The organism is Chlorobium sp. KB01 (genome assembly GCF_001975465.1).
Lineage (GTDB): Bacteria > Bacteroidota > Chlorobiia > Chlorobiales > Chlorobiaceae > Chlorobium.
Window position 1 is genome coordinate 1 of sequence record NZ_MPJE01000011.1, and the last position, 22994, is coordinate 22994.

At 50.4% G+C, this 22994-nt stretch carries 22 protein-coding genes and 6 tRNA genes; 18 read left to right on the plus strand and 10 right to left on the minus strand.

Going from position 1 to position 22994, the window contains the following annotated elements; translation table 11 throughout:
* Nucleotides 1-275 precede the first annotated feature (275 nt).
* The 3 genes from BOO20_RS00570 (at nucleotide 276) to BOO20_RS00580 (ending at nucleotide 4053) form a co-directional block, all read left to right on the plus strand.
* Nucleotides 276-872, plus strand: coding sequence for a UPF0149 family protein (locus BOO20_RS00570; protein WP_076789248.1), 597 nt, complete (start codon nucleotides 276-278; stop codon nucleotides 870-872).
* Between the two features lie 217 nt (nucleotides 873-1089).
* Entirely contained in the window at nucleotides 1090-3360 is a 2271-nt protein-coding gene (locus BOO20_RS00575) for a PAS domain S-box protein (RefSeq protein ID WP_076789251.1), read from the plus strand.
* A gap of 195 nt (nucleotides 3361-3555) precedes the next feature.
* Complete coding sequence (locus tag BOO20_RS00580; RefSeq protein ID WP_076789253.1) at nucleotides 3556-4053, plus strand: rubrerythrin family protein; 498 nt, start codon at nucleotides 3556-3558, stop codon at nucleotides 4051-4053.
* Between the two features lie 48 nt (nucleotides 4054-4101).
* On the opposite strand, the gene BOO20_RS00585 is transcribed toward BOO20_RS00580, so the two are convergent.
* Nucleotides 4102-4389: a DUF6804 family protein gene (locus BOO20_RS00585; protein ID WP_076789256.1), complete on the minus strand. Its 288-nt coding sequence runs from the start codon at nucleotides 4387-4389 to the stop codon at nucleotides 4102-4104.
* 77 nt (nucleotides 4390-4466) lie between these two features.
* On the minus strand, nucleotides 4467-4739 hold the full coding sequence (locus tag BOO20_RS00590) for an RNA-binding protein (protein ID WP_076789259.1): 273 nt from the start codon (nucleotides 4737-4739) through the stop codon (nucleotides 4467-4469).
* Nucleotides 4740-5130: 391 nt separating this feature from the next.
* Here BOO20_RS00590 and BOO20_RS00595 point away from each other — a divergent pair, with 391 nt between their 5' ends.
* A complete protein-coding gene (locus BOO20_RS00595) occupies nucleotides 5131-6873 on the plus strand; it encodes a cation:proton antiporter (protein ID WP_076789261.1) in 1743 nt (580 codons plus the stop codon).
* A gap of 101 nt (nucleotides 6874-6974) precedes the next feature.
* Here the strand turns inward: BOO20_RS00595 and BOO20_RS00600 are convergent, their stop codons facing one another.
* Together BOO20_RS00600 and BOO20_RS00605 are read right to left on the minus strand one after the other, a co-directional pair.
* A complete protein-coding gene (locus BOO20_RS00600; protein WP_076789264.1) occupies nucleotides 6975-7574 on the minus strand; it encodes a flavodoxin family protein in 600 nt (199 codons plus the stop codon).
* A 76-nt stretch (nucleotides 7575-7650) separates the two neighbouring features.
* Nucleotides 7651-8655: an aldo/keto reductase gene (locus BOO20_RS00605; protein WP_076789267.1), complete on the minus strand. Its 1005-nt coding sequence runs from the start codon at nucleotides 8653-8655 to the stop codon at nucleotides 7651-7653.
* Nucleotides 8656-8907: 252 nt separating this feature from the next.
* Here BOO20_RS00605 and BOO20_RS00610 point away from each other — a divergent pair, with 252 nt between their 5' ends.
* Nucleotides 8908-9870, plus strand: coding sequence for an alpha/beta fold hydrolase (locus BOO20_RS00610; RefSeq protein ID WP_076789269.1), 963 nt, complete (start codon nucleotides 8908-8910; stop codon nucleotides 9868-9870).
* 62 nt (nucleotides 9871-9932) lie between these two features.
* Here BOO20_RS00610 and BOO20_RS00615 read toward each other — a convergent pair whose 3' ends face one another.
* Nucleotides 9933-10583 carry a phosphoribosylanthranilate isomerase gene (locus BOO20_RS00615; RefSeq protein WP_076789272.1) on the minus strand — a complete coding sequence of 217 codons (651 nt, stop codon included), beginning with the start codon at nucleotides 10581-10583 and terminating at the stop codon, nucleotides 9933-9935.
* Between the two features lie 181 nt (nucleotides 10584-10764).
* Between BOO20_RS00615 and BOO20_RS00620 the strand changes: the two genes are divergently transcribed.
* Nucleotides 10765-10836, plus strand: a tRNA-Gln gene (locus BOO20_RS00620).
* Nucleotides 10837-10897: 61 nt separating this feature from the next.
* Here the strand turns inward: BOO20_RS00620 and ahcY are convergent.
* The 3 genes from ahcY to BOO20_RS00635 all read right to left on the minus strand — a co-directional run bounded on the left by ahcY (nucleotide 10898) and on the right by BOO20_RS00635 (nucleotide 14812).
* Complete coding sequence (gene ahcY, locus BOO20_RS00625) at nucleotides 10898-12313, minus strand: adenosylhomocysteinase (RefSeq protein WP_006367353.1); 1416 nt, start codon at nucleotides 12311-12313, stop codon at nucleotides 10898-10900.
* Between the two features lie 33 nt (nucleotides 12314-12346).
* Entirely contained in the window at nucleotides 12347-13561 is a 1215-nt protein-coding gene (gene metK, locus BOO20_RS00630) for a methionine adenosyltransferase (RefSeq protein ID WP_076789274.1), read from the minus strand.
* 273 nt (nucleotides 13562-13834) lie between these two features.
* Nucleotides 13835-14812, minus strand: coding sequence for a sugar phosphate nucleotidyltransferase (locus BOO20_RS00635; RefSeq protein WP_076789277.1), 978 nt, complete (start codon nucleotides 14810-14812; stop codon nucleotides 13835-13837).
* 169 nt (nucleotides 14813-14981) lie between these two features.
* On the opposite strand from BOO20_RS00635, the gene BOO20_RS00640 reads away from it, so the two are divergent.
* The 9 genes from BOO20_RS00640 (at nucleotide 14982) to rny (ending at nucleotide 20878) form a co-directional block, all read left to right on the plus strand.
* Nucleotides 14982-15407 (plus strand): NUDIX hydrolase, encoded by a 426-nt coding sequence (locus tag BOO20_RS00640; protein ID WP_233120838.1) that lies wholly within the window; start codon nucleotides 14982-14984, stop codon nucleotides 15405-15407.
* Between the two features lie 143 nt (nucleotides 15408-15550).
* Nucleotides 15551-15623: transfer RNA gene (locus BOO20_RS00645), tRNA-Pro, on the plus strand.
* Nucleotides 15624-15650: 27 nt separating this feature from the next.
* Nucleotides 15651-15723: transfer RNA gene (locus BOO20_RS00650), tRNA-Arg, on the plus strand.
* 26 nt (nucleotides 15724-15749) lie between these two features.
* Nucleotides 15750-15825, plus strand: a tRNA-His gene (locus BOO20_RS00655).
* A 9-nt stretch (nucleotides 15826-15834) separates the two neighbouring features.
* A tRNA-Glu gene (locus BOO20_RS00660) sits at nucleotides 15835-15906 on the plus strand.
* Nucleotides 15907-15983: 77 nt separating this feature from the next.
* Nucleotides 15984-18395 carry a phenylalanine--tRNA ligase subunit beta gene (gene pheT, locus BOO20_RS00665; protein ID WP_076789286.1) on the plus strand — a complete coding sequence of 804 codons (2412 nt, stop codon included), beginning with the start codon at nucleotides 15984-15986 and terminating at the stop codon, nucleotides 18393-18395.
* 13 nt (nucleotides 18396-18408) lie between these two features.
* Nucleotides 18409-18714 carry a hypothetical protein gene (locus BOO20_RS00670; RefSeq protein ID WP_076789289.1) on the plus strand — a complete coding sequence of 102 codons (306 nt, stop codon included), beginning with the start codon at nucleotides 18409-18411 and terminating at the stop codon, nucleotides 18712-18714.
* A 10-nt stretch (nucleotides 18715-18724) separates the two neighbouring features.
* Nucleotides 18725-18988, plus strand: coding sequence for a cell division protein ZapA (locus BOO20_RS00675; protein WP_006367271.1), 264 nt, complete (start codon nucleotides 18725-18727; stop codon nucleotides 18986-18988).
* A gap of 315 nt (nucleotides 18989-19303) precedes the next feature.
* Nucleotides 19304-20878, plus strand: coding sequence for a ribonuclease Y (rny, locus tag BOO20_RS00680; RefSeq protein WP_076789292.1), 1575 nt, complete (start codon nucleotides 19304-19306; stop codon nucleotides 20876-20878).
* A 162-nt stretch (nucleotides 20879-21040) separates the two neighbouring features.
* Here rny and hisB read toward each other — a convergent pair whose 3' ends face one another.
* Nucleotides 21041-21643 (minus strand): imidazoleglycerol-phosphate dehydratase HisB, encoded by a 603-nt coding sequence (hisB, locus tag BOO20_RS00685; protein WP_076789294.1) that lies wholly within the window; start codon nucleotides 21641-21643, stop codon nucleotides 21041-21043.
* A gap of 7 nt (nucleotides 21644-21650) precedes the next feature.
* The gene (locus BOO20_RS00690; RefSeq protein ID WP_255372188.1) at nucleotides 21651-21866 is read right to left on the minus strand and encodes a DUF2905 domain-containing protein; all 216 of its coding nucleotides are present in this window, start codon (nucleotides 21864-21866) and stop codon (nucleotides 21651-21653) included.
* 113 nt (nucleotides 21867-21979) lie between these two features.
* On the opposite strand from BOO20_RS00690, the gene secG reads away from it, so the two are divergent.
* From secG to BOO20_RS13215, 3 genes are all read left to right on the plus strand, one after another.
* Nucleotides 21980-22339, plus strand: a complete 360-nt coding sequence (secG, locus tag BOO20_RS00695; RefSeq protein WP_076789300.1) for a preprotein translocase subunit SecG — start codon at nucleotides 21980-21982, stop codon at nucleotides 22337-22339.
* A 7-nt stretch (nucleotides 22340-22346) separates the two neighbouring features.
* Nucleotides 22347-22418: transfer RNA gene (locus tag BOO20_RS00700), tRNA-Lys, on the plus strand.
* A gap of 259 nt (nucleotides 22419-22677) precedes the next feature.
* Nucleotides 22678-22806: a hypothetical protein gene (locus BOO20_RS13215; protein ID WP_255372189.1), complete on the plus strand. Its 129-nt coding sequence runs from the start codon at nucleotides 22678-22680 to the stop codon at nucleotides 22804-22806.
* The last annotated feature ends 188 nt before the right edge of the window (nucleotides 22807-22994 follow it).

Sequence of the window (22994 nt, forward strand, 5' to 3'; positions counted from 1 at the left end):
ACTTATTTTTGGAATGCAATACCCCCAATTTTGGGCGTCATGAATTATTGAGGTTATGTTCCGAAAAAGAGCCTGATGCCTGCCGCTCCGTACTGCGGGCTGAACTGCTGCTGAAACGAAGCAGTATATACTCTTTTTATGCTTTTTCAGTTGCTCTTTGACTTGATATTCCATAAAATAAAAGGTGACGGTATGGTTTTCTTTCCTTCTCATTCCCTATTATGGCCTTAGGTAACCGTTCCGATCATTTTTTTAATGCGAATCTACACCCATTTATGAACCCATCCGAACCGCTTCAGCAGCCTCTTACGCACGAAGAGCTTGGCCTTCTTGAGGGCTTTCTTCTCTCTGACTCGACACCCGAAGAGAGTCTCTCTTCAATCGAGATGCTTGACGGCTATATGACAGCACTGATTGTCGGCCCCGAAGCTCTTGATCCAGAGCTCTGGATGCCCTTTATCTGGGACCAGGAAAATGATGCCGCTCCCGTTTTTTCATCGGAAGAGGAAGAGAAGATGATCAAGGAGCTGCTGCTTCGCCATATGAACTCCATTGCCATACAGTTCAATGAGGCCGCAGAGGAGTATCTGCCGCTCTTTGAACAGTACACCTACAATGATGAAGAGGAAAAAAATATAGCCATTGAAGACTGGGCACTCGGCTTTACGGTCGGTATGGAGTTGAAGCATGAGTCATGGGTACCTCTCCTGCTCGACGAAGAGAGTGCCATGCTGGTACTGCCGATGTTTGTTCTTGGAAAAATAACGGACGATTTTGACAACCTCCCCGAAGAAGAGATTCTCGATCTGATCAATCTGCTTCCCGGTTTTGTTATTAAAATCTATCACTACTGGAGAGAGGAGAATTCCTGAACGGTTTTCTGCTTTAGCTCCCGGCACTTTTTTTCGGGAAGCCCTCTCTTTGCTCTTTTTTTATTCCCTGTGGGTGTAGGGTCCGGCCGGCTCTTTATTCTGATTTGAGGAAAAACACGCTTTAATCTCTATGGGTAAATTCCCCGAAGCTGTGCTTCGTGAATGAATCGATTTTCTTTGAATTAATACCTCGTAGCTCTGCTGCGAGGATTCTTTATTGATAACTCAGGGGAAAAATATTCAGCAGCAGGCTGAACAGGATCCGGACCGTTTTTTTGACCTGATACCGGATCTTTTTTGTATAGCATCGTCAGACGGATCGTTCAGAAAAGTCAATGCAGCATGGGAGCTGGTTCTGGGTTATTCGATTGAAGAGCTTCTGTCGATCTCTTTTTTTGATCTCATCCATCCAGAGGACAGAGAGCTTACCATAAAAGAGCTTGAGCCGCAGGCCGCATTCAAGACCAGGCATTTTATCAACCGCTATCGTGCAAAAAGCGGCGATTACCGGTGGCTGGAATGGAACGTGAATCCTGCGGATGGAGGCGTGCTCTATGCTACAGCACGCGATGTCACCTGCCGCATTGAGGCTGAAGAGCAGATTCGTCTCCTGGCGGACACCTTTACCTGGTGTGCTCACGGCATTGCTATCGGCATACCCTCAACAAAACGGATTATGACCTGTAATCATGCCTTTGCAGCCATGCACGGCATGAGTATTGACGAGGTATCCGGACAGCTTTTTTTCGATCTCTATCCCGAGTCGGAGCATGCGGCGATTCGCCAGCATCTCACTGAATTGCAGCAGAAAGATTCTCTCCGGTTCGAAACCAGCAGGCTGAAAAAGGATGGCTCTGTTTTTGCTGCCCAGATGGATATCGTCAATATTCCGGACGATCAGGGCAAGGTACTCTATCATATAACAACCGTTCAGGATATTACAGAAAGAACAAGGGCCGTTGTTGCACTGCGTGAGAGTGAAAAAAGGTTTCGTTCGGTCGTTGAGTCAGCTCCGGAAGGGATATTTATACAGACCGGTGGTATCTTTGCCTATTTGAATCCTGCCGCGCTTGCGTTCTACGGAGCATCAGACGAGCATGAATTGCTTGGTCAGCCTGTGCTTGATCGGGTTCATCCTGATTTTCGCTTCCAGGTTGCTGAACATATCCGTGTACTCAATGAAGAAGGTCGGGCTATTCCGGCACTTGAGAAGCTCCTGCTTCGCTGTGATGGCTCTCCGGTAGAGGCTGAAATTTCAGCTGTACCGTTCAGCTACGCTGGTATACCGGGGGCGCTGGTGTTTGTTCAGGATATTACGCTTCGTAAAAAAGCGGAGGCGGATCGCCTGCAACTGGAAATGCAGCTGTTCCAGTCCCGGAAAATAGAATCGATCGGCCAGCTTGCCGGGGGTATAGCCCACGACCTGAATAATCTCTTGACCCCGATTCTCGGCTATTCGGAGATGCTCGAAGAGCAGTTTGCCGATGACAAGAGTATTTACGAAGAGGTCAAGGTTATGCATCAGGCAAGCCTGAGTGCAAGAGAACTTGTCTGGAAGCTTCTTGCGTTCAGCCGTCAGAGGCCCTTTGAATACCGGGAGCTGGACCTCAACGAGGTGATAACAGGATTTGAACATCTTCTTCGCCGAACACTCCGGGAAGATATTACTGTTCATTACCGGTTATCGTCCGAGGCTCTTGGAGTGAAGGGAGACGCCGGTCAGCTGGAGCAGATCATCATGAATCTTTGTATCAATGCACAGGATGCCATGCCTCAAGGGGGAACGGTTTTCATTGAGACCGCAAAAGTCAATGTGACGCCGTCAGATGACGAGCCCTTTTCGGGAGCTTATGCCCAACTCACAGTTCGTGACACGGGCACCGGTATGGATGCTGAAACCGGCCAACATATTTTTGAGCCTTTCTTTACAACAAAGGAAGCAGGGCATGGAACAGGTTTGGGGCTTGCTACGGTCTACAGTATTATCAAGCAGAATAAAGGCACTATCAGGGTGTTCAGTGAGCCGGCAAAAGGGTGTGCTTTCAGAATCCGGCTTCCACTGGTTAACGTAGAAAAGAGCCTTGAGCGTGATGTGGTAAAAAAATGTATTGCAGACGGGTTCAAGGGAAAGATAGTTGTTGTTGAAGACAACGATAGCGTCAGGGATTTTGTTGTCCGGGCCCTTCACAATCAGGGGCATGCTGTTATTGCTGCTTCAGGTGGTGGTGATGCCTTGATGCAGCTTCATGAAAGTCATGTGATCCCTGATCTGCTTGTAACAGATATTGTTATGCCGGGGATGAATGGAAAGGAGCTTTCGGAAAAAATCAGATCGCTCTATCCCGCTATTAAAGTGCTCTATATGTCCGGTTATTCCGGCGATATCATATCCTCCCACGGCGTGCTTGAAGAAGGTGTAACCCTCCTTGAAAAGCCCTTTTCCCGGCAGCTGCTTGTTGACAAAGTAAGAGAAATCCTTTGTCGATAACCTTCGGAAAATGTATCGTTAAGATGAATACGCAGCTTTTCGGGATGTTTTTGTCGTTGTATGAACCGGGTGAAATCCTGTTTGTAAAGGAGGTGCCTTTACCGGTTATCAATCCGGGAGAGAGAGGATGTGTATGTATATTTTGATTTCCAAACAGACTATTGTGATAAAAACATAAATGGAGAAAGAGTGATTATGGCTACAACAAAAGATAATCTGAAAGAGGCATTTGCCGGTGAGAGTCAGGCAAATCAGAAGTATCGTGCTTTTGCAAAAGAGGCCGAAAAAGCGGGTTTCAGCAACATCGCAAAACTTTTCCGCACCACCGCCCAGGCCGAGCTGATCCATGCTGAAGGGCATCTGGAGGCTCTTGGAGGTATTGGTACGACGGCTGAAAATCTGCAAGCGGCCATCAGCGGTGAAACCTTTGAGCATACCGAGATGTATCCACCGATGCTTGCACAGGCTGAAGCCGATAATCATCCGGCAAAAAAGATGTTTGCCTATGCCATGAAGGCCGAGCGGCAGCATGCCGAGCTCTACAAAAAAGCCCTCGAAGCGGTAAAAAGCGGCAAGGACATCTCGGCTACCGAGGTCTGGCTCTGTCCTTACTGCGGTCACATAGAACTTGGTACTCCGCCAGAGAATTGTCCGATCTGCGGCGCGAAGGCCTCAGCCTACGTGCAGGTCTGAAGTGCTCTCTATAACTATCAGGGGCGGTTATTTCTGACCGCCTTTTTTTTATTCTGCAATGCTCTTTTTTGTTGCAAGCAGGAGTATGGCTGCAGCAGGATAGATTCCAATCCAGAACTCCCGTGGAAGGTTGATCTCCATGATCGGGTTAAACAGAATGGCCAGCACTCCGTAGGTCAGCGGCAGCAGAGGTGTTGTCTTGCCAAAGTTGGTGTAGGCCCCCCAGCCAAAGGTGCCGAAGGCAACAATGTTTAAAAACTCAAAGAAGAGAGGGGGGAGCGGGAGCACGCCGAGGAAGAGCAGCGCTGCGGTAATGTAGACGACTTGTACAGGCATAACTGCTTATGGTTTACAATAACAAAGCCGGACAGAACGGCTGTTCTGCCCGGCTTTGGATAAAAGAAAAAAGAGGCTCAGTAGCGGTCTCTTCTTGCCGGTCTCTCTTCGCGAGGTTTGGCTTCGTTGACCTTGACCGTGCGGCCATTTAAATCCTTTTCGTTCAGTGATTCGATAGCTTCACGAGCTTCACTGTCGTCAGGCATGTCCACAAATCCGAACCCTTTGGAGCGGCCTGAAAATTTGTCGATGATGATGCTTGCGCTCTCTACCTGTCCGAACTGGGAGAAAGCATCACGAAGATCATCCTCAGATGTAGTGTAAGCCAGATTGCCGATGTAAATATTCATTGTTTAAAAGCAGTATACGTGTGCATTGATAAAGGGAGATACCGGCAAGTAACCAAAGCACAAATTACTTGAATAGCGATCAATCAACCATTGACTGATTTCTATGTGAAGATTACGCTATTTAATGATAGAATGCAATAAGGGCAGAGCGATAAAATTATTCTGCCGACCTGTCGGGCACTCAATGGTTCACTCTTCTGCTGCTTCACCTGCAAAGCGGTTACAAGCTCTTCTTTTTGCACTCCCTGATCTTCAGGAGTGGTATTTCAACGAGGAAAGTTTTACTATTGTAACATGAAGCTGTTTCCTGTATTGACGGTTTTCCTCGCTTAGATCGGCCTCGCTTTCATGATGAATAATGAACCGTAGATCCTGACCTGACAGTAACGCTATGCATGATTTCGATTTTCTTGGTGAACTGGTGCTTATCGGTGCGCTTGCCATTGCCATCATCCTTGCTTTTCAGCGCCTTAAAATTCCGCCGGTTATCGGATTGATCTTTACGGGAATTCTGATAGGTCCGTCGGGTATTGGCGCGGTCTATGATGAAAAGCTTATTGCAACCCTGGCCGAACTCGGTGTTATTCTCCTGCTCTTTGCCATCGGACTTGAGTTTTCGCTGGATGACCTGAAAAAACTCAAGAAGATCGTGCTGGTGGGGGGGGCTGTCCAGATTCTGGTTACCGGCATCGTGGTCAGCACGCTTGCCTACTGGTTCATGTATGCAATCGGCAGTGGCGTTACCCCGGCTGCCGCCGTGTTTCTCGGCTTTACTTTTTCAGTCAGCAGTACGGCGATCTGCCTCAAGATTTTGACCGACCGCGATGAACTTGGGTTGCCTCATGGGCGTATCGCACTTGGTATCCTTATTTTTCAGGATATTGCGGTGGTACCCCTGATGATCGGTATTGATTTTTTAAGTCCTCATACCGCGCTATCCTTCGGGCTGATTTTTAAAAAAATCGGTTTTATTATCCTTTTTGCTTCGGCTATTTTTATCGGCTTCAGGATCCTGATGCCGAGAATAGTCCGTCTTATTGCCTCGCTGCAGGCAAGGGAGGTTCTGGTAATCGGGGCGCTGGTGATCTGTTTCGGCGCGGCCTATCTGACATCGCTTGTCGGCCTTTCACTTGCACTCGGCTCTTTTGTTGCCGGCATGGTTATCGCCAGTACCGATGAAAGTCATCAGATCAGTATGACTATTGACTCGTTCCGGGAGGCATTTACCAGTATATTTTTTATCTCCGTCGGACTTCTGCTCGATATCAGAGTGATCAATCTCCCTCTTTTTATTGCCATTGCCCTGATGGTACTGCTCGTCAAAGGGCTGGTTGTCGGTGGAGTATCCATTTTTCTTGGAAACTCCCTCAGGGTGAGCATGATGGCCGGTATGGCCCTTGCCCAGATCGGAGAGTTCTCCTTTGTGCTTGCAGAGGCGGGACTGAAGAACCGATTGATCGATCACGAGGTCTTTCAGTCCATGCTCGCAATCATTGTGGTAACCATGACGGTCGCTCCGGCCATGATAGCCCTTGCCCCGAAATTGGCTGATCAGGTTGTGCCCGCACTTGGATTTATTCCGCTCCCCTCCAGGGATCCCTCATCGGTTACGGCGCGTCCGCCCGACTCCACCATCATCTGCGCGGGGGAGATTCATGCGGCAATTATCGGATTCGGTGTTAACGGCCAGAATGTAGCGGCGGTGCTGCATGCCACCAATATCTCCTACTCGGTTCTTGAGATTGACCGGGAAACGGTTAAACTGATGAGAAGAAAAGGGGAACCGATCTTTTACGGTGACTGCACAGAGAAAAAAGCGCTGCTTCGCGCCGGAATCAATCATGCCCGTGCGGTTGTGCTCGGTATTTCCGATGCCACAGCTGTCCGGCAGAGTATTGCGATGATCCGCGAAATCAACAAAAAAGCGTTCATTATCGTCAGGGCAAGAACCCTTGATGATGTGGCCGCACTCTACAGTGAGGGTGCCGATGTTGTCGTTACCGAAAAATTTGAGACCTCCATCCAGATCTTTTCACAGCTCCTTAACCACTTTACGGTTGATCCTGAACTGATTCTTGAGCAGCAGGAGATTATCAGGCGTGAATGCGAAAAGATTTTTCTTGGCTCCTCATAGGGATGACAGATCCCTGCGTAGGGGCGTATGGCAATACGACCTTACAATCAACCCTGTCATTTCGAATTCTCTCACGATGTAATCGGGAGAGGGTGAGAAATCTATGCAGCAAGCTCTCGGCCAAGTGCACGGGCTCTCTTTTTTGAGCCCTTGCTGATCTCTTTCTGTTGCTGCTGGGCCGCCAGTCCGATAAAGAGTGTACCGACCGGCTTTGCTCCGAGCAGGTTTGCCGCCGTTTTCAGCAGGCGCAGAACATCGCCCGATCTCTTTGCAAAAAAAGCCGGGGCCGCAGAAGAGCCAACGAGAACCGCAACTCTCTTTTTCTCGGGATCTCTCGCTTTCGGAGCCCCCTGGCCCCACGGCCAGTAGGAAAAACTGATAAGGCGCTCGATAAATGTTTTCATCACTGCCGTAACCGATCCGGCATTCATCGGTGAACCGAGTACCAGAGCATCGGCTTTGTCGATATCGCCGAGCACTACCTCCATCTCATCATCCTGAACACACACTCCAGGCTTGAGCCCCTCCTGCTGCGTGCAGCTCCGGCAGTTTGTGCAGTATGAGAGCCTTTTGTCGATCAGATAGTGCTTTTTTGTGGTCGCTCCCTCCGCCTTTGCCGCAGCAAGGATCTCATCAATTGCCTGATCAACGGTACCTCCTTTGCGGTAGCTCCCCACAATTGCGACAATATTTCTGCTCATGGCGAATATGGTTTTGTCGGGTTGAACGAGTCGAAATTTACTTCTCCACTGACAGTGGTGTTGTGCGATCCCTTTTCTATCGATTGATAAACTTCATCATGCTCTCCGGGTAGCGCTCTCCTGAAACCGCATTTTTTGGAAGGGCAGTGGAGATTTCCGCCATCTCGGATTCGCTGATAACAACCGATCCGGCCGCAATATTCTCCTCAAGGTAGCCTCTCTGCTTGGTTCCCGGAATCGGCACAATGTCCGCACCCTGGGCCAGCACCCAGGCCAGTGCAAGTTGAGCGGCAGTTATCCCTTTTTTCGTGGCAATCACCTTGATTCCTTTGACCAGCTCCAGGTTTTTCATGAAATGTTCACCCTGAAAGCGGGGTGAGTTGCGGCGATAATCGTCAAGAGGAAAATCATCCGGGCTTTTCAGCTCTCCGGTCAGAAATCCCCGGCCAAGCGGGCTGTATGCTACAAAGCCGATTCCCAGCTCACGCAGGGTTGGAAGCACCTCCTCCTCCGGTTCGCGGCTCCACATCGAGTACTCGCTCTGCAGGGCTGTGAGCGGATGGACGCTGTGGGCGCGGCGGATGGTATCGGCACAGGCCTCCGAGAGGCCGATATAGCTCACCTTGCCGGCTGAAACCAGCTCGGCCATCGCGCCGACGGTCTCCTCTATCGGTACCTCACTGTCAACGCGGTGCTGATAGTAGAGATCGATATGGTCGATGCCGAGACGTTTCAGCGACGCGTCACAGGCGGAACGGACATACTCCGGTCTGCCGCTGATACCGGTAACGGGAGCCCAGCCGCCATCTGTTGACGGAGTGCTGCGCATGATGCCGAACTTCGTGGCTATTTTGACCCTGTCACGCAGCCCCTTGAGTGCTTTTCCGATCAGCAGCTCATTGGTAAACGGCCCATACATGTCCGAGGTATCCAAAAAGTTGATACCGAGATCTATAGCCCGGTGAATGGTGGCTATGGACTCACTCTCGTTTCGTTCTCCGTAGAAATCGGACATACCCATACACCCGAGACCCTGTGCTGATACCGTCAACCCCTGTGTTCCAAGTTTTCTCTGTTCCATAAGTTTGTAATCGGATTGTCACCAGTTCATGTTTATTCATGATAGTGAAAAGAAGATTCTCCAAAAAACCGGGAAACCTTCCTTTTAGAAATGCTTCGGATTCTCCATATGAAGCTGATGAAAAGGGGAGTTGATGGTTTAATTTACGCCCGGGTTGCGTCACGATACAGCAGCTCTTGAGTGAGTGTCAAGTTTTTGTATATTTAAAAAATAGAAGACCATATCTCTACTCACTATAAGTTGATACGTGTTATGGTACACCAGCAGTTACCCCCCACAGAGAAATTTTCCCGGTACCGTCAGGAACTCCTCGATCTTCAGGCTTCATCAGATTCGGCTGCTGCCAAACGGGCAACGTACGAACTCTCCCTGATGGAGAAGAGTTGTTTTATTGAACTTAACGGCATTGTACATCACTATCATGATTCAGGGCCGAAAGATGCAGCACAAACGGTTATACTGATTCACGGCTGGGATTGCTGGTGGATGTGGTGGCACCATCAGATCGCCGCACTCAACAAGCAGGGGATCCGGACCATAGCCTACGATATGCGCGGTCACGGTTGGTCGGACAACGATCCGAGGAACCACTACCATATCGATTTTTTTGCTCATGATCTCCACGAGCTGGTTACAAAACTCGGCCTTGGAAAGTTTCATATAGCCGCATTCTCCTTCGGTCCTTTTGTGGCGCTTGACTATGCGCGTTCTCATCCCGGGCTGATACGTTCAATGACCTTTTTCAATTTCGGCTACCTGCCGAACAGTGCCTTTATCCAGGCATTTGCCACGTCGACGATTACCTTCGTATTCAACAATCTGCTGCGCAAACTCACCTGGTGGCTTCCCGCCTATATCTTTGCCCGGCTGGTTCTGGCCAAAAACACCGTACTGCTGCATGATATCCTCATCGGCTTTAAGAGTCTCGGATTCTGCGCTCCGGAAGCCATTGATCAGACAACCCGGCAGATAACCTCATTTGAAATAACCGAGTCGGTTCCGGCTATGGTTCGCGCGGTTGACCGGCCCATGCTCTTTGTTGCCGGTGCAGGGGATGCAATCATGACGAGCGAGAATGCCAAAAAGCTCACCGAGCTGGCCGGAAAGGGTCGTTTTATCTCTGTGCCCGAGTGCGGACATCTTATTACGGTTGAACTGCCCGACACAGCTTCGGAGATTATTCAGAGAGAGGTGGCGGCCTACAGCAACATTTAGGCCATCGTTTGAATTTGTTACAGCTCCCGCTCTCTGGGGAGAAGAAGTTGACCGGTCGTCATTTATAAAATCGAGGTGCGGCGTACTGCCCGGATGAAAGCCTTTATCTTTTCCGGATCCTTTATGCCCGGTTCACATTCAACACCGCTTGCCGTATCGACGGCCCAGGGCTGAACGAGCCTGATTGCATCAGCGACATTGGTTTCGTTCAGCCCTCCGGCCAGAATGGTGTAGCAGGAGCTTCCAAGTTCACTGAAGATTCTCGAGGCGAGCGCCGTTCCGATAGTTTCACCGGTTCCACCCTCCATGCCGGGCCGGAAGGCGTCAAAGAGAAAGGTGTTTGTGCCGCTCTGTCGGGCGTACGATCGCACACACTCAACATCAAAATCCTCTTCGGGACGAAATACCCGTATTACCCGTGCTTCATGTATGGATTGTGCATCCGCCGGAGTGTACTGCTCACTGTGAAGCTGCGCTATCTGCAGGTCGCAGAAACGGCAGATCTCATTGATCTCTTCAGGTGATTGATCGACAAATATCCCCGCCGACTGAACAAACGGAGGCAGTTGTGCAATAATTGCTCTGGCGTTTTCAGGCGATATCACTCTGGGGCTTCTTCTGCTGAAGTTGAAGCCGAGGCAATCCGCACCCGCAAGGGAGGCATCCAGGGCATCCGAGAGGCGGGTTATGCCGCAGATTTTAATTTTAACCATTGCGCAGTCGTTTCATAAGATGGCAGAGGAGAAGTGACAAGATAGCGTATAAATTTCAGAAAATCCCGGAGGTGTTGTAATCCCGCTTGAAGAGGTTCATTATCCCCCTCACTGGTTGTGAGTTTCTCTTATTGTGCGTATATTCGGCACCGGTTATGACCGCAGGGTCGGAGCCGCAAGTTGGGGCGTCGCCAAGTGGTAAGGCATCGGCCTTTGGAGCCGACATCCGCAGGTTCGAATCCTGCCGCCCCAGCAACAAAAAAGGCAACCTTTCCGGGTTGCCTTTTTTGTTTACTTCTGAAAAACCAGAAACCTTAATAGCGGTAGTGTTCCGGTTTGTAGGGTCCGCCAACAGGTACACCGAGATATTCGGACTGCTCACGGGTAAGCTCGGTCAGTTTGACACCGAGCTGATCGAGGTGCAGTCGTGCAACCTCTTCATCAAGTGCTTTTGAGAGTCTGTAGACGCCAACCTCATACTCGTTGGTCCAGAGGTCAATCTGGGCGAGCGTCTGGTTGGTGAAGGAGTTGCTCATCACGAAAGAGGGGTGACCGGTAGCGCATCCAAGGTTTACCAGGCGGCCTTCGGCAAGCAGGTAGATGGAGTTGCCGTTTGCAAAGGTATATTTGTCAACCTGCGGCTTGATGTTGAGTCTTTTTGCTCCGGCAAAGGTGTTGAGCTGCTCCACCTGGATCTCGTTGTCGAAGTGGCCGATGTTGCAGACAATGGCCTCATCCTTCATCCTCTTCATGTGCTCAAGCGTGATAACATCCTTGTTTCCGGTTGTGGTTACAAAAATGTTGCCTTCGCCGACAGCGTCATCCATGGTGGCGACCTCGTAGCCTTCCATGGCTGCCTGCAGGGCGCAGATCGGATCGATCTCCGTTACAATCACCCTTGCGCCATAAGCGCGCATGGAGCGTGCAGAGCCTTTGCCTACGTCACCGTAGCCGAGCACAACAACCACCTTGCCGGCAACCATAACATCGGTTGCACGCTTGATGCCGTCAGCCAGTGACTCGCGGCAGCCGTAAAGGTTGTCAAACTTCGACTTGGTAACCGAATCGTTGACGTTGATGGCAGGGAAGAGCAGTTCGCCCTTTTCCATCATCTGATAGAGGCGGTGAACACCGGTGGTGGTCTCTTCCGAAACACCCTTCATCTCGGCAGCAACCTTGTGCCAGCGCTGGTTGTCCTCTTCGAAGACCTCCCTGAGCTGCTGGTAGAGCGCTTTCTCTTCGGCATTGCCCGGAGCTTTTTCAAGCAGTTCCGGATTGTTCTCGATTTTGTAACCGAGGATGATCATCAGGGTAGCGTCACCGCCATCATCGACGATCAGGTTCGGCCCTTTTCCGCCTTCAAATTCAAGGATCTGGCGGGTACACCACCAGTACTCATCAAGGGTTTCGCCTTTCCACGCAAATACCGGAACACCTGCCTTGGCAATAGCCGCGGCAGCGTGATCCTGTGTGGAAAAGATATTGCAGCTCGCCCAGCGAACCTCGGCTCCGAGGTCAACAAGGGTTTCGATCAGCACGGCGGTCTGGATGGTCATGTGCAGGGATCCGGAAATACGGGCGCCACTCAGTGGCTTTTTGCCTGCATATTTTTTCCGGATAGCCATAAGACCGGGCATCTCCTTCTCAGCAATATCGATCTCCTTGCGTCCAAACTCGGCAAGAGAGAGATCGGCTACTTTATAATCAAGCACCTCTGCGACTGTTGTCATTTCTTTATCGGGTTTTAATGGTGTTGAAATTGTTCAGGCCAGGTTGAAGGCTTTCTTCAGCTCGGCAACTTTGTCGGTTTTTTCCCACGGGAAGATATCACGGCCGAAGTGCCCGTAAGCGGCGGTCTGCTGATAGCTCCATCCCTGTGGTTTGTTAAGACCGAAGTGCTTGATGATTGCTGCCGGACGAAGATCAAAGATCAGTTCGGCTTTTTCCTGGATCCGGGCATCGTTGAGACCCTGTTTGGCGGTATCGTGGGTATTGATATAGATCGATACCGGACGGGCAACACCGATGGCATAGGAGACCTGGACGGTGCACTTGTCTGCGAGACCTGCTGCAACAATGTTCTTGGCAACGTGGCGTGAAGCGTAGGCTGCACTGCGGTCAACCTTCGAAGGATCCTTGCCGCTGAATGCACCGCCGCCGTGAGGAGCTGCACCGCCGTAGGTGTCAACAATGATCTTGCGACCGGTAAGGCCGGTGTCTCCGTGTGGTCCGCCGATTTCAAAACGACCGGTCGGGTTGATGTGAAGCTTGGTGTTCGAATCAAGCAGGTTTGCCGGAATCACTTTGTTGATAACATTCTCAATGATATCCTTCTTGATGACAGCCTGCCACTCGGCTTCGCTGACGCCTGCAGGTTCCGGATCGTGCTGGGTTGATACCACAACCGCATCCACACGTTTTACTTTCTCGTTTTCATATTCCAGTGTGACCTGGCTTTTTGCATCAGGACGAAGGTAGGTCATGATTTTGCCCTCCTTGCGGATTTCGGCAAGTTTTTTGACGAGCTGCTGGGCAAACTGGATTGCAGCAGGCATGAGCTCGGGGGTCTCGGTGCAGGCATAGCCGAACATCATACCCTGGTCACCGGCTCCGACGCGGTCAAACTCGTCAGTAATCTCTTCCTTGCGGTCAACGCCACGGTTGATGTCAGGTGACTGGCTGTGGAGTGCGGAAAGCACGCCGCAGGAGTTCGCCTCAAACATATACTCACCCTTGGTGTAGCCAATCTCGCTGACGACCTGGCGGGCAATTTTCTGGATATCAACAATTCCCTTGGTTGTGACTTCACCGCCTACAATAACCTGACCGGTTGTAACGAAAGTCTCACAGGCAACACGGGAGTTGGCATCCTGACGGATAAAATCATCAAGTACGGCATCTGAAATCTGATCGGCAACTTTGTCCGGATGTCCTTCTGATACGGATTCTGAGGTAAAGAAATACCTGGTCTGTGACATGTTTCGATAATGTTTTGGTTAAACGAAAAACAGCAACAACAGAAAAAAACTGCTTCAATGGAGAGCTTTTCGGGTGAAGGGGATTTCACGGGGAAACGACCTGGACACGGAAAAACTTCCGGCAAGCTCGAGGGCAGAACCCCTGTTGAGAGCTTGTGACACCGTGTCCATAGGTAATGGGAGTGTCAAGAGAAAAATAAAGCTCAAATGTAATAATTCAAAAGCTTCCATGCAAACTTCTCTTACGGGCGCCCGTCATAAATTATCACATTATCAGCCAACACGGATTTCTGAATAGTCTCCGATATTTATTTCATGCGGGTTGCCGGTAATGACCGCATTGTTGCCCACAATGGATTGATCCAGCATGATATTGCTTACGCGGGCTTCATTGCCGATAATAGATCTCCTGACAATGGCATTTGAGATAATGGCGCCCTCTCCGATAGTGGTATTGGGGCCGATAACGGCATTTTCAAGCTGGGCGTTTTTTGCAATAAAGACCGGTGTATTGATAATGCATCCGGGATACTCCTTGATCGGGTTAATGACTTCAAGCAGAATCTCGTTGGTGGAGAGCAGCGTGTCAGGCTTGCCGCAGTCGTACCATCCCGAAACCGGAAAGGTGGTGAAGGTTTCCCCCCGTTCAATCATGAGTTCGAGGGCATCGGTGAGCTGATACTCTCCTTTGGTCATGATACTGTGCTCAATCAGATGGTCGATACTTCTGAAGAGCGGTCCGGCCTTGAGGAGAAAATAGAGGCCGACAATAGCAAGATTACTGATCGGGGTGTCAGGCTTTTCGACCAGCTTCAGGATCTTTCCGTTTTCGGTTATAGCAACGCCGAACCGTCTCGGGTCCTCAACCTCTTTTACTCCGAGCGTTGATTCCGTGCTTTTCAGTACCGGATCGAGATCCACATCAAAAATGGTGTCACCAAGAATGATCAGCAGCGGCTCTTCCTGATCAACAAACAATTTGCACATCCAGATTGCATGGGCAAGCCCGAGCCGGTCCGGCTGATTGACAAAGGTGAATTTGATGCTGTAATTTTTCAACAGCCACTCCTCAACCATATACCCCAGATAACCGACAATCACAATAGCCTCATCAATGCCTGCGGCAATGAGCTTGTCCATGATGTGGCCGATAATCGGCTTGCCTGCGACGTTAAGCAATACTTTTGGGTGGGAGAATGTGTGGGGCCGTAAACGGGAGCCAACACCTGCAACCGGAATGATTGCTTTCATGTTTTATGAGTGGTTTTGTTGAGAAGAATCGTCATTATGAAATTAGTCATACCGTTGACGCCGCACAAGCTGTTAAATAAGAAAATCAGTTGTATTTTACGTTTATTGCATATTTGTATTCAGGGCCCTCCGGGGGAGTGCAACTGTTCGGGTAATCGCAAAAGCATTAATGGTTATATCACACAACGCTCTTATGGACGAAGGGTTCAAGCCTCTATACCAGCAATCGGCGGTAATTCCTGTTTTTGAAGGCAGGGTGGTCCTCATTACCGCAAAAAAATCAACAAGATGGATTATACCGAAGGGGCATGTTGAAAACGGCTTCTCTCCGGCCGAGTCCGCGGCAAAGGAGGCCCTCGAAGAGGCCGGTCTGATCGGGGTGGTGCACCCTCAGCAGGCCGGCCAGTTCGGCTACAGCAAGTTCGGCAAACAGTTTTCTGTTGAGGTCTATCCGCTCTATATTGATACGATACTTGACGAGTGGGATGAAATGCATTTGCGGCAGCGAAAGCTCGTTACTCCTGCCGAAGCTGTCGAAATGGTATGGCATGATGAGCTTCGCCGGATCATTTCTGATTTTTTCGCCGTTAACTGATTCTGTGCGTTTTTTTGCCGGGGAAGTCCTCGAAAGGAGTTACCTGTGGCGGCCACATCACTGCCACTGAATCCGGCTTTTTTGGGTAAATTATTTTTTTGTAATTAATCTTCTTGTGCTATATTGGGCCTTCCGTTAAAGAACGGGGCGTGGCGCAGTTGGTAGCGTGCCTGCTTTGGGAGCAGGAGGTCCCGAGTTCGAGTCTCGGCGCCCCGACAGGTAGATGTTCTGGCGATTGAAGTTGCGCCCGTAGCTCAATGGATAGAGCATCAGCCTTCTAAGCTGAGGGTTACTGGTTCGAGTCCAGTCGGGCGCACAAATAAAAGTCCGTAGGTTTTCTATGGTGATTGTAGCTCAGTTGGTTAGAGCGCCAGGTTGTGGCCCTGGAGGTCGGGGGTTCGAGTCCCCTCATTCACCCATGTTTTTTGGCCCCATCGACTAGCGGTTAGGTCACCACCCTTTCAAGGTGGCGGGACGGGTTCGAATCCCGTTGGGGTCACGCTTTTTGCGTTTCAAAGCTCTGTTCGTTGCCGGTACAGGGCTTTTTTTATTCATGAATGCAGATTTTCCTCACTTATGAAAATATCTGTCAATTGGCTCAAAGATTTTCTCCCCTCTTTTTCTTCCGATATTCCCGTACTTGTTGAAAAATTAACCTTTCTCGGGCTTGAAGTGGAGGAGGTCACAGAGAGCGTGCTTCCCGATGAACGGGTTGTTGTCGGCAGGATCAATGAGGTTGCAGCCCATCCCAATGCGGAGCGTCTGACCATCTGCAAGGTTGATGTCGGCAGAGATGAACCGCTTCAGATTGTCTGCGGTGCCCCGAATGTCAAGGCGGGCATGCTTGTTCCGGTTGCCACAGAGAAAGCGAAGCTGAAGCTTCCTGACGGCGAGAACCTTACTATAAAAAATTCGAAAATACGCGGAGAGCGCTCATTCGGCATGATTTGCGCCGCCGATGAGCTTGGCCTCTCCGCTGATCACTCCGGTGTTATGGAGCTTGAAGCATCCTGCACGGTCGGGGTGCCCTTTGCCCGTTATCTTGAGGGTGACGTGGTGCTCGATATTGCCGTTACACCAAACCGCCCTGATGTACTCTCCCATCTCGGCGTTGCAAGGGAGCTTGCCGGACGCGAAACGATACACTATCCTCCGGGGAAAACGGTTTCATTTTCAAAAACAGGATCACTGGTTGACGTTCAGGATGCTGTTGCCTGTCCATACTATTCCGCTGTTGTCATTCGTGGCGTAACCGTTGCAGCCTCACCAGAATGGCTTCGTCGCAAGCTCGAAAGCATAGGGCTGCGGTCGAAGAACAACATTGTTGACATTACCAATTATATCCTGCACGGGCTTGGCCAGCCGCTGCATGCCTTTGATCTCGCCAGGCTTGCCGGTGGCCGGGTGGTTGTGCGCAGCGACATGCAGGGGGAGTTTACGGCCATCAATCAGGAGTGCTGCCGTGTTGAGCCGGGCATGCCGGTTATCTGCGACGGTGAAAAGCCGGTCGCCCTCGCCGGTGTTATGGGCGGACTGGATTCAGCGGTGAGTGACACTACCGTTGATATTCTGCTTGAATCCGCCTGTTTCTCGCCCTCCATGGTCCGGAAATCAGCCAAAAAAGCGGGTATTGCCTCTGACTCCTCATACCGCTTTGAGCGGGGTATCGATCCGAACAATGTCAAAAGGGCCTCGGAGTGTGCGGTTGCGCTTATTGTTGAACTTGCCGGAGGCCATGTTGAAGCGGCCCAGGAGTCCGGATCTTCGGAGAGTGAACTGCGCAGGGTTGTTCTGAGGCCCGAGAGGGTCAACGCACTGCTCGGCAGCTCCATTCCGGCTGACGAGATGAGCGAGCTGCTTGAGCGGATCGGCTTTTCAGTCGAGAGCCGAACAGCGGAGTCGATCACCTTTCTTGTGCCCTCATGCAGGGTGGATGTCTCCCAGGAGATTGATCTGGTCGAGGAGGTTGCCCGGCTCTACGGTTATGACAATATTCAGCCCTCTTCACAGCTTTCGACCATCTATCCGCAGTCGCGGAAAAATCCGGAATATTTCCCCGATTTTCTCCGCAGCATCATGGTCGGCCTGAACTTCAGGGAGATTCTTACCAACCCGCTCATCAAGAGGGATGATGCCGCGCTCTTCAGCGATCAGCTGGTCGCCGTGCTCAATCCTATCAGTGAAGGGCTTGAAGTGCTCCGTCCGGGCCTTCTTCCCGGTTTTCTGAAGGTTATCAGCCACAATATCAGGCACGGAAACAGGGATCTGAAGTTCTTTGAGGTTGCCCGCGCCTTCAGCATGCTGCCCGGCAGCGAAGGGGATTCCAACTCCCCGCTCGACGCCTACAGCGAAAAGGAGTATCTCCTCCTTGCCATGACCGGGAGCCGTTTTCCCAGAATATGGAACCAGTCACCGGAAAAGGCTGATTTTTATGATGTTATGGGTGCGGTCGAGATGCTGCTTGAGAAGCTGAATTTGCTTGATAAATCAGTGGTGAATATTTATAATGAAAAAACTGTCAGCATTGCTCTGGAGCTGACAGAGCGTGGAAAGTCCTGCTCTTACAGGGCAGGCGTTGTCAAGCAGGTCGAAAAAGACCTTTTGGGGAAATTTGATATCGGGCAGGAGGTTTTTATTGCCGAGCTTGATGCAGCAGTTCTGGAACGCTGCTTCAATCCGGAAGTAACCTACGAGCCGCCATCCAGATTTCCGGTTGTACAGAGGGATTTGTCGCTTGTTCTGCCGCAAAATGTTACCGTTCAGTCACTTGTGGACGTTGTTCGTTCCAGTGACGCTTTGATCAGGGATGTCTGTGTGTTCGATCTTTTTGAACGCCCGGAAGCTGAAGGAGGGGAGCGCAGTGTCGCACTCTCGCTTGAAATAGCCGATCATACGGGAACACTGCAGGATGAAAGAATCAGCGATATTCTCTCAAAAGCAGGCAGTAATGCCGTGAGTAAACTTGGTGCGGTAATTCGACAAGTCTGATACTCTTTGTTCCATGCATGATTCTGACGGGCTGAATATCAAGGGTGAAGTCAACATCCTTGAGGGAAATATTGAAAATCTGGTTGCCCGGCTTATAGAGTGCCGTAAAGAGAATGATTTGCTGCGATCTGAACTGTCAAGTCTGCAGAATATACTGAGATCATGCAAGCTGCCCGGAACGGTTGGAATCTCTGCCGCTGATGCGCCGGAGAGTTCGGGAGGAGAGTTCTCCTTTGCAGAAAAACTTCAGGTTAAACAGAAGCTTCTCCTCATTTTGCAGAAAATAGAGATGGAACTCAGAAACGATCAGACATTGTAACGAAAATGAGATGGAAAAAATTGATGTACATGTTTATGGTGACAACTATCCTTTAAGGGTTGAACGGCGGGATCTGACGGAAAAGGCGGCCCGGGATGTAGACGGGATCATGCGACTTTTTGCCGAAAAAGCCCCGACGTTTGAACCGGTCAAACTTGCTGTTCTTTCGGCCATTTCATTTGCCGAAAAAAAGATAGAACTTGAAGAGGAGATAGCGTCGCTGAAGCAGAAAATTGCCGATCTGAATGTTTTTATGGAACAAAATCTGCAATAAACCTTTACATTGAAAGGAAGAAATTTCCGCACCAGTTTCCTGGGGTGTCTTGTAAGTAAAAGAACTAACATCAACAAATCGGGAGCCAGACTCTTCGTTTTGATTGCAGGCCTTGTTGAACGCTGCTGACTCCGGTCAGAACTGTTCAAGAGCAGTGGAAACACCGCTCCATTGGAAGCAAAATATCCGAAGGAGGCACCCACCGTGCACAACGGGTTCTTGATCTTACACATCTCTTGATGGTGCGGATTTTTTTTGTTTAAAACGGTGCGCCCTTATTGAAAATTCGGGAGCAGCAAAAAGGAGGTTAGTTTAATGGGTATAGTTATAAACCTGTTTTTAATTGTCAGTGCTTCGGTTGTTTTTTTTGCAGCAGGTTTTTTTATCGGACGTTTTTTTCTTGAAAGTATCGGAACAACCAAGGTTCTTGAAGCCGAGGAACGTGCCGTGCAGATAGTGCAGGAAGCCCAGAAAGAGGCCAACGAATACAAGGAACTCAAGGTCAGCGAAGTAAACCAGGAGTGGAAGAAGAAGCGGCGCGAGTTTGACCAGGAGGTGGTCATCAAGAACAACAAATACAACCAGCTTCAGAAGCAGATGCAGCAGAAGGAGGCCCAGCTTAAAAAGCAGCTTCAGGATGTTCGCGATATGGAGCGCAAGCTGCAGGATCAGCGCAAGGAGATCGACCAGACCATGGAGTTGGTGACCCTTCGTTCCTCAGAACTTGACCGCACCATTATTGAGCAGAACCAGCGTCTTGAGAGCATCAGCAATCTTCAGTCTGAAGAGGCCCGCCAGATGCTCATCGACAACATGGTCTCCAAAGCCCGTGAAGAGGCGACTGAAACCATTCACCAGATTCATGAAGAGGCAGAGCTGAATGCCGGCCGTCTTGCCGAGAAAACCCTGTTAACCGCCATTCAGAGGATCTCATTCGAGCAGGCGACCGAAAACGCGCTCTCGGTTGTGCATATCCAGAGCGACGAGCTCAAGGGCCGGATTATCGGCCGTGAGGGACGCAACATCAAGGCTTTCGAGAATGCTACCGGAGTCGATATCATTGTTGACGACACTCCCGAGGTGGTTATTCTCTCCTGTTTTGATCCCCTGCGCCGTGAGCTTGCCAAGCTCACGCTCCAGAAGCTGCTGGTTGACGGCATCATTCACCCGGTGGCTATCGAGAAGGCCTATGCCGATGCCAAAAAGGAGATTGACGATGTCATCATGAGTGCCGGAGAAGAGGCGCTTGCCTCGCTTCAGATTTCCGATATGCCGGCCGAGATTGTCTCCCTTATCGGTCACATGAAGTACTACACCGTCTACGGCCAGAACCTGCTCCTGCACAGCCGTGAGGTTGCCATGCTTGCCGGTCTGATGGCGGCCGAACTCAAGCTCGATGCCCGTCAGGCAAAACGGGCCGGTCTCCTGCACGACATCGGTCTGGTGCTTCCCGAAAGCGATCAGCCGCATGCGATCAGCGGTATGACCTTCCTGAAAAAATTCAATGAGTCAGCAACCGTAATCAATGCCGTTGGCGCTCACCATGGTGATGTCGATAAAGAGACGCCTATCGCCGAGCTCGTTGACGCAGCCAATGTTATCTCACTCGCCCGGCCCGGTGCCCGTGGAGCAGTAACCTCTGACGGCAACGTCAAGCGCCTTGAGAGCCTTGAGGAGATAGCCAAAGGATTCCCCGGTGTGCTGAAAACCTATGCACTGCAGGCCGGACGGGAGATACGGGTTATTGTTGAAGGTGACAATGTAAGCGACTCACAGGCCGATGTGCTTGCCCACGATATCGCGCACAAAATTGAATCGGAAGCGCAGTATCCCGGTCAGATCAAGGTCTCCATTGTCCGTGAGAAACGCTCGATTGCCTACGCGAAGTAAGAGCGGTTGATTGCTTTTTTACCAGAACCCCCGATCGACCGGGGGTTTTGTGTTTGTTGGAGGAAAAGGACAGCAGGGACTTCAGGGACAACAAGGATGAAGAACAGAAAAACCCCTGATTGCTCGGGGGTTTTCTGTTTGATGGCTCTCAGATCAACAGTATTAAATGGTACCCTTCGTTGAAGGTATCGCACTGCCGGTTACGGCAACTGCCAGTTTCATCGCATAGGCGAAGGATTTGAAGATCGCCTCGATCTTGTGATGGGTGTTCTGCCCCTCAAGGACAGAGAGGTGGATATTGGCCTTCAGGCTCTCCGAAAGCGAGAGAAAGAAGTGATGCACCATCTCGGTTGAGAGCCCCTGGATCACCGGGCGGTTGAACTCTGCATGGAAAACACAATAGCTCCGTCCGCCAAGGTCAAGCGCACAGCGGGCAAGTGCCTCATCCATGGGTATGATCGCCCAGCCATAGCGCTGAATGCCCCGCTTGTCACCAAGCGCTTCATTGATGGCGCTGCCGAGCACAATGCCGATATCCTCAACACTGTGATGATCATCAACGTCAATATCGCCCTTGCACTCGATTGCAAGGTCAAATCCCGAGTGGCGGCTGAAGTTGGTCAGCATGTGATCGAGAAAGACCACGCCGGTGCTGATGGAGCTTGTGCCGGTGCCGTCAAGCGTTACGGTTACCGAAATATCGGTCTCTTTGGTTGTTCTCTTGACCGTTGCACTGCGGGCTTCTCTCTTCACTGTGTCGGGCATGGAATGGTTAACGGATAAATTTATTGAAAAAATAGAAGAGCATACTGAGGAGTAACGAGATTACAATTGAGCTCCCCAGAGGGAAGTAGAAGCGGAAGTGCTTCTTTTCGATTTTCATGTCAAAAGGAAGCGATCCGAACCAGTTGAACCACCCTGACAGGCCTGTTTTACCTGATGCCATCATGAAGAGCCCGACCACTACGGTGACGGCTCCTGCAATCACCAATAATTTCCCGGCATCTGAAAACACGGCTTGGATATTTTTTAAAAGTTGCTAAATTAAGGCCTTCATCATTTGAAGATACGATATTTGCAAATTTATTAAAGCTGCCGGAAATGCATGTTTTCATTGTGGTTGTCGCTTTACTCGCAGCGATCCTTCTGGTCGGTGTGATTCTGCTGCAGAGCCCCAAAAGCGGCAGTGGCCTTACCGGTGGAATGGCAAGCATGGGAACCGTTCAGACGCTCGGTGTGCGGCGTACCGGAGATTTTTTAAGCAGGATGACTGCTATTCTTGCCGGTCTGGTAATGGGTATCTGCTTTATTGCACAGTTCACCCTTCCGGGCAAAGAGTCCGAGAGGGCTCCTGTTAAAAGTGTTCTTCAGCAAAGTTTGCCAGCAGCTCCTGCAGCTCCGGCCCCTGCGACTCCCGCAGCGCCGACTCTGCCGGTTGCGCCTCTGGCACCAGTAAAATAAAATCGTTGCACTCGTGGCTCAATGGCAGAGCAACTGACTCTTAATCAGTGGGTTGAAGGTTCGACTCCTTCCGAGTGCACATAAACGAAAAAAGACTTACAGGCAACGCTTGTAAGTCTTTTTTCGTTTACAGCCAGGGATCGCCGGGCTCCAGCCCGGCACAAAAACAACCTTTCGCTCTACACTTTAACCGTCACTCTTTGGTGGATATATAACTGGTTTTACATAAATTCACTTATAATATACGCGCCACTCGATTGCGACCAAAGGCATGCATAGTCGAAAAAATGCGGCAGGAAAAAGCACAACCAGAATCTTTTTAAAACGGTATAGGCGCCATGAAGAAAAAAGAGGTTATCCCTGCTGGAGGCTCATTTTTGCTTTACAGTACCAGCGATGGAAACGCAACGATTGAAGTTCGTCTGGAAAACGAAACCGTTTGGCTCAGTCAGGCTGAAGTGGGCTGAAGTGGACCCCATACGGTGTGCGTTTCAGCTCCTTTTGTTATCGCTATTCAACAACGTCACCGAGTACACACCGAGTATGTTTTGCCTCAGATGGAAATGGAGAAAATGCCTTGTTGAGTTAGCGAGTTGATGTTACCTGTAGTTGTCGAAATCTGTTGGCAATCGAGACTCTGTCTCATTTCCAGTCT

Bases quoted from the DNA above. Each gene is read 5' to 3' on its own strand.
- BOO20_RS00570 (WP_076789248.1), top strand. From the start codon at position 276: ATGAACCCATCCGAACCGCTTCAGCAGCCTCTTACGCACGAAGAGCTT.
- BOO20_RS00580 (WP_076789253.1), top strand. From the start codon at position 3,556: ATGGCTACAACAAAAGATAATCTGAAAGAGGCATTTGCCGGTGAGAGT.
- BOO20_RS00585 (WP_076789256.1), bottom strand. From the start codon at position 4,389: ATGCCTGTACAAGTCGTCTACATTACCGCAGCGCTGCTCTTCCTCGGC.
- BOO20_RS00590 (WP_076789259.1), bottom strand. From the start codon at position 4,739: ATGAATATTTACATCGGCAATCTGGCTTACACTACATCTGAGGATGAT.
- BOO20_RS00595 (WP_076789261.1), top strand. From the start codon at position 5,131: ATGCATGATTTCGATTTTCTTGGTGAACTGGTGCTTATCGGTGCGCTT.
- BOO20_RS00600 (WP_076789264.1), bottom strand. From the start codon at position 7,574: ATGAGCAGAAATATTGTCGCAATTGTGGGGAGCTACCGCAAAGGAGGT.
- BOO20_RS00605 (WP_076789267.1), bottom strand. From the start codon at position 8,655: ATGGAACAGAGAAAACTTGGAACACAGGGGTTGACGGTATCAGCACAG.
- BOO20_RS00610 (WP_076789269.1), top strand. From the start codon at position 8,908: ATGGTACACCAGCAGTTACCCCCCACAGAGAAATTTTCCCGGTACCGT.
- BOO20_RS00615 (WP_076789272.1), bottom strand. From the start codon at position 10,583: ATGGTTAAAATTAAAATCTGCGGCATAACCCGCCTCTCGGATGCCCTG.
- ahcY (WP_006367353.1), bottom strand. From the start codon at position 12,313: ATGACAACAGTCGCAGAGGTGCTTGATTATAAAGTAGCCGATCTCTCT.
- metK (WP_076789274.1), bottom strand. From the start codon at position 13,561: ATGTCACAGACCAGGTATTTCTTTACCTCAGAATCCGTATCAGAAGGA.
- BOO20_RS00635 (WP_076789277.1), bottom strand. From the start codon at position 14,812: ATGAAAGCAATCATTCCGGTTGCAGGTGTTGGCTCCCGTTTACGGCCC.
- BOO20_RS00640 (WP_233120838.1), top strand. From the start codon at position 14,982: ATGGTTATATCACACAACGCTCTTATGGACGAAGGGTTCAAGCCTCTA.
- pheT (WP_076789286.1), top strand. From the start codon at position 15,984: ATGAAAATATCTGTCAATTGGCTCAAAGATTTTCTCCCCTCTTTTTCT.
- BOO20_RS00670 (WP_076789289.1), top strand. From the start codon at position 18,409: ATGCATGATTCTGACGGGCTGAATATCAAGGGTGAAGTCAACATCCTT.
- BOO20_RS00675 (WP_006367271.1), top strand. From the start codon at position 18,725: ATGGAAAAAATTGATGTACATGTTTATGGTGACAACTATCCTTTAAGG.
- rny (WP_076789292.1), top strand. From the start codon at position 19,304: ATGGGTATAGTTATAAACCTGTTTTTAATTGTCAGTGCTTCGGTTGTT.
- hisB (WP_076789294.1), bottom strand. From the start codon at position 21,643: ATGCCCGACACAGTGAAGAGAGAAGCCCGCAGTGCAACGGTCAAGAGA.
- secG (WP_076789300.1), top strand. From the start codon at position 21,980: ATGCATGTTTTCATTGTGGTTGTCGCTTTACTCGCAGCGATCCTTCTG.
- BOO20_RS13215 (WP_255372189.1), top strand. From the start codon at position 22,678: ATGAAGAAAAAAGAGGTTATCCCTGCTGGAGGCTCATTTTTGCTTTAC.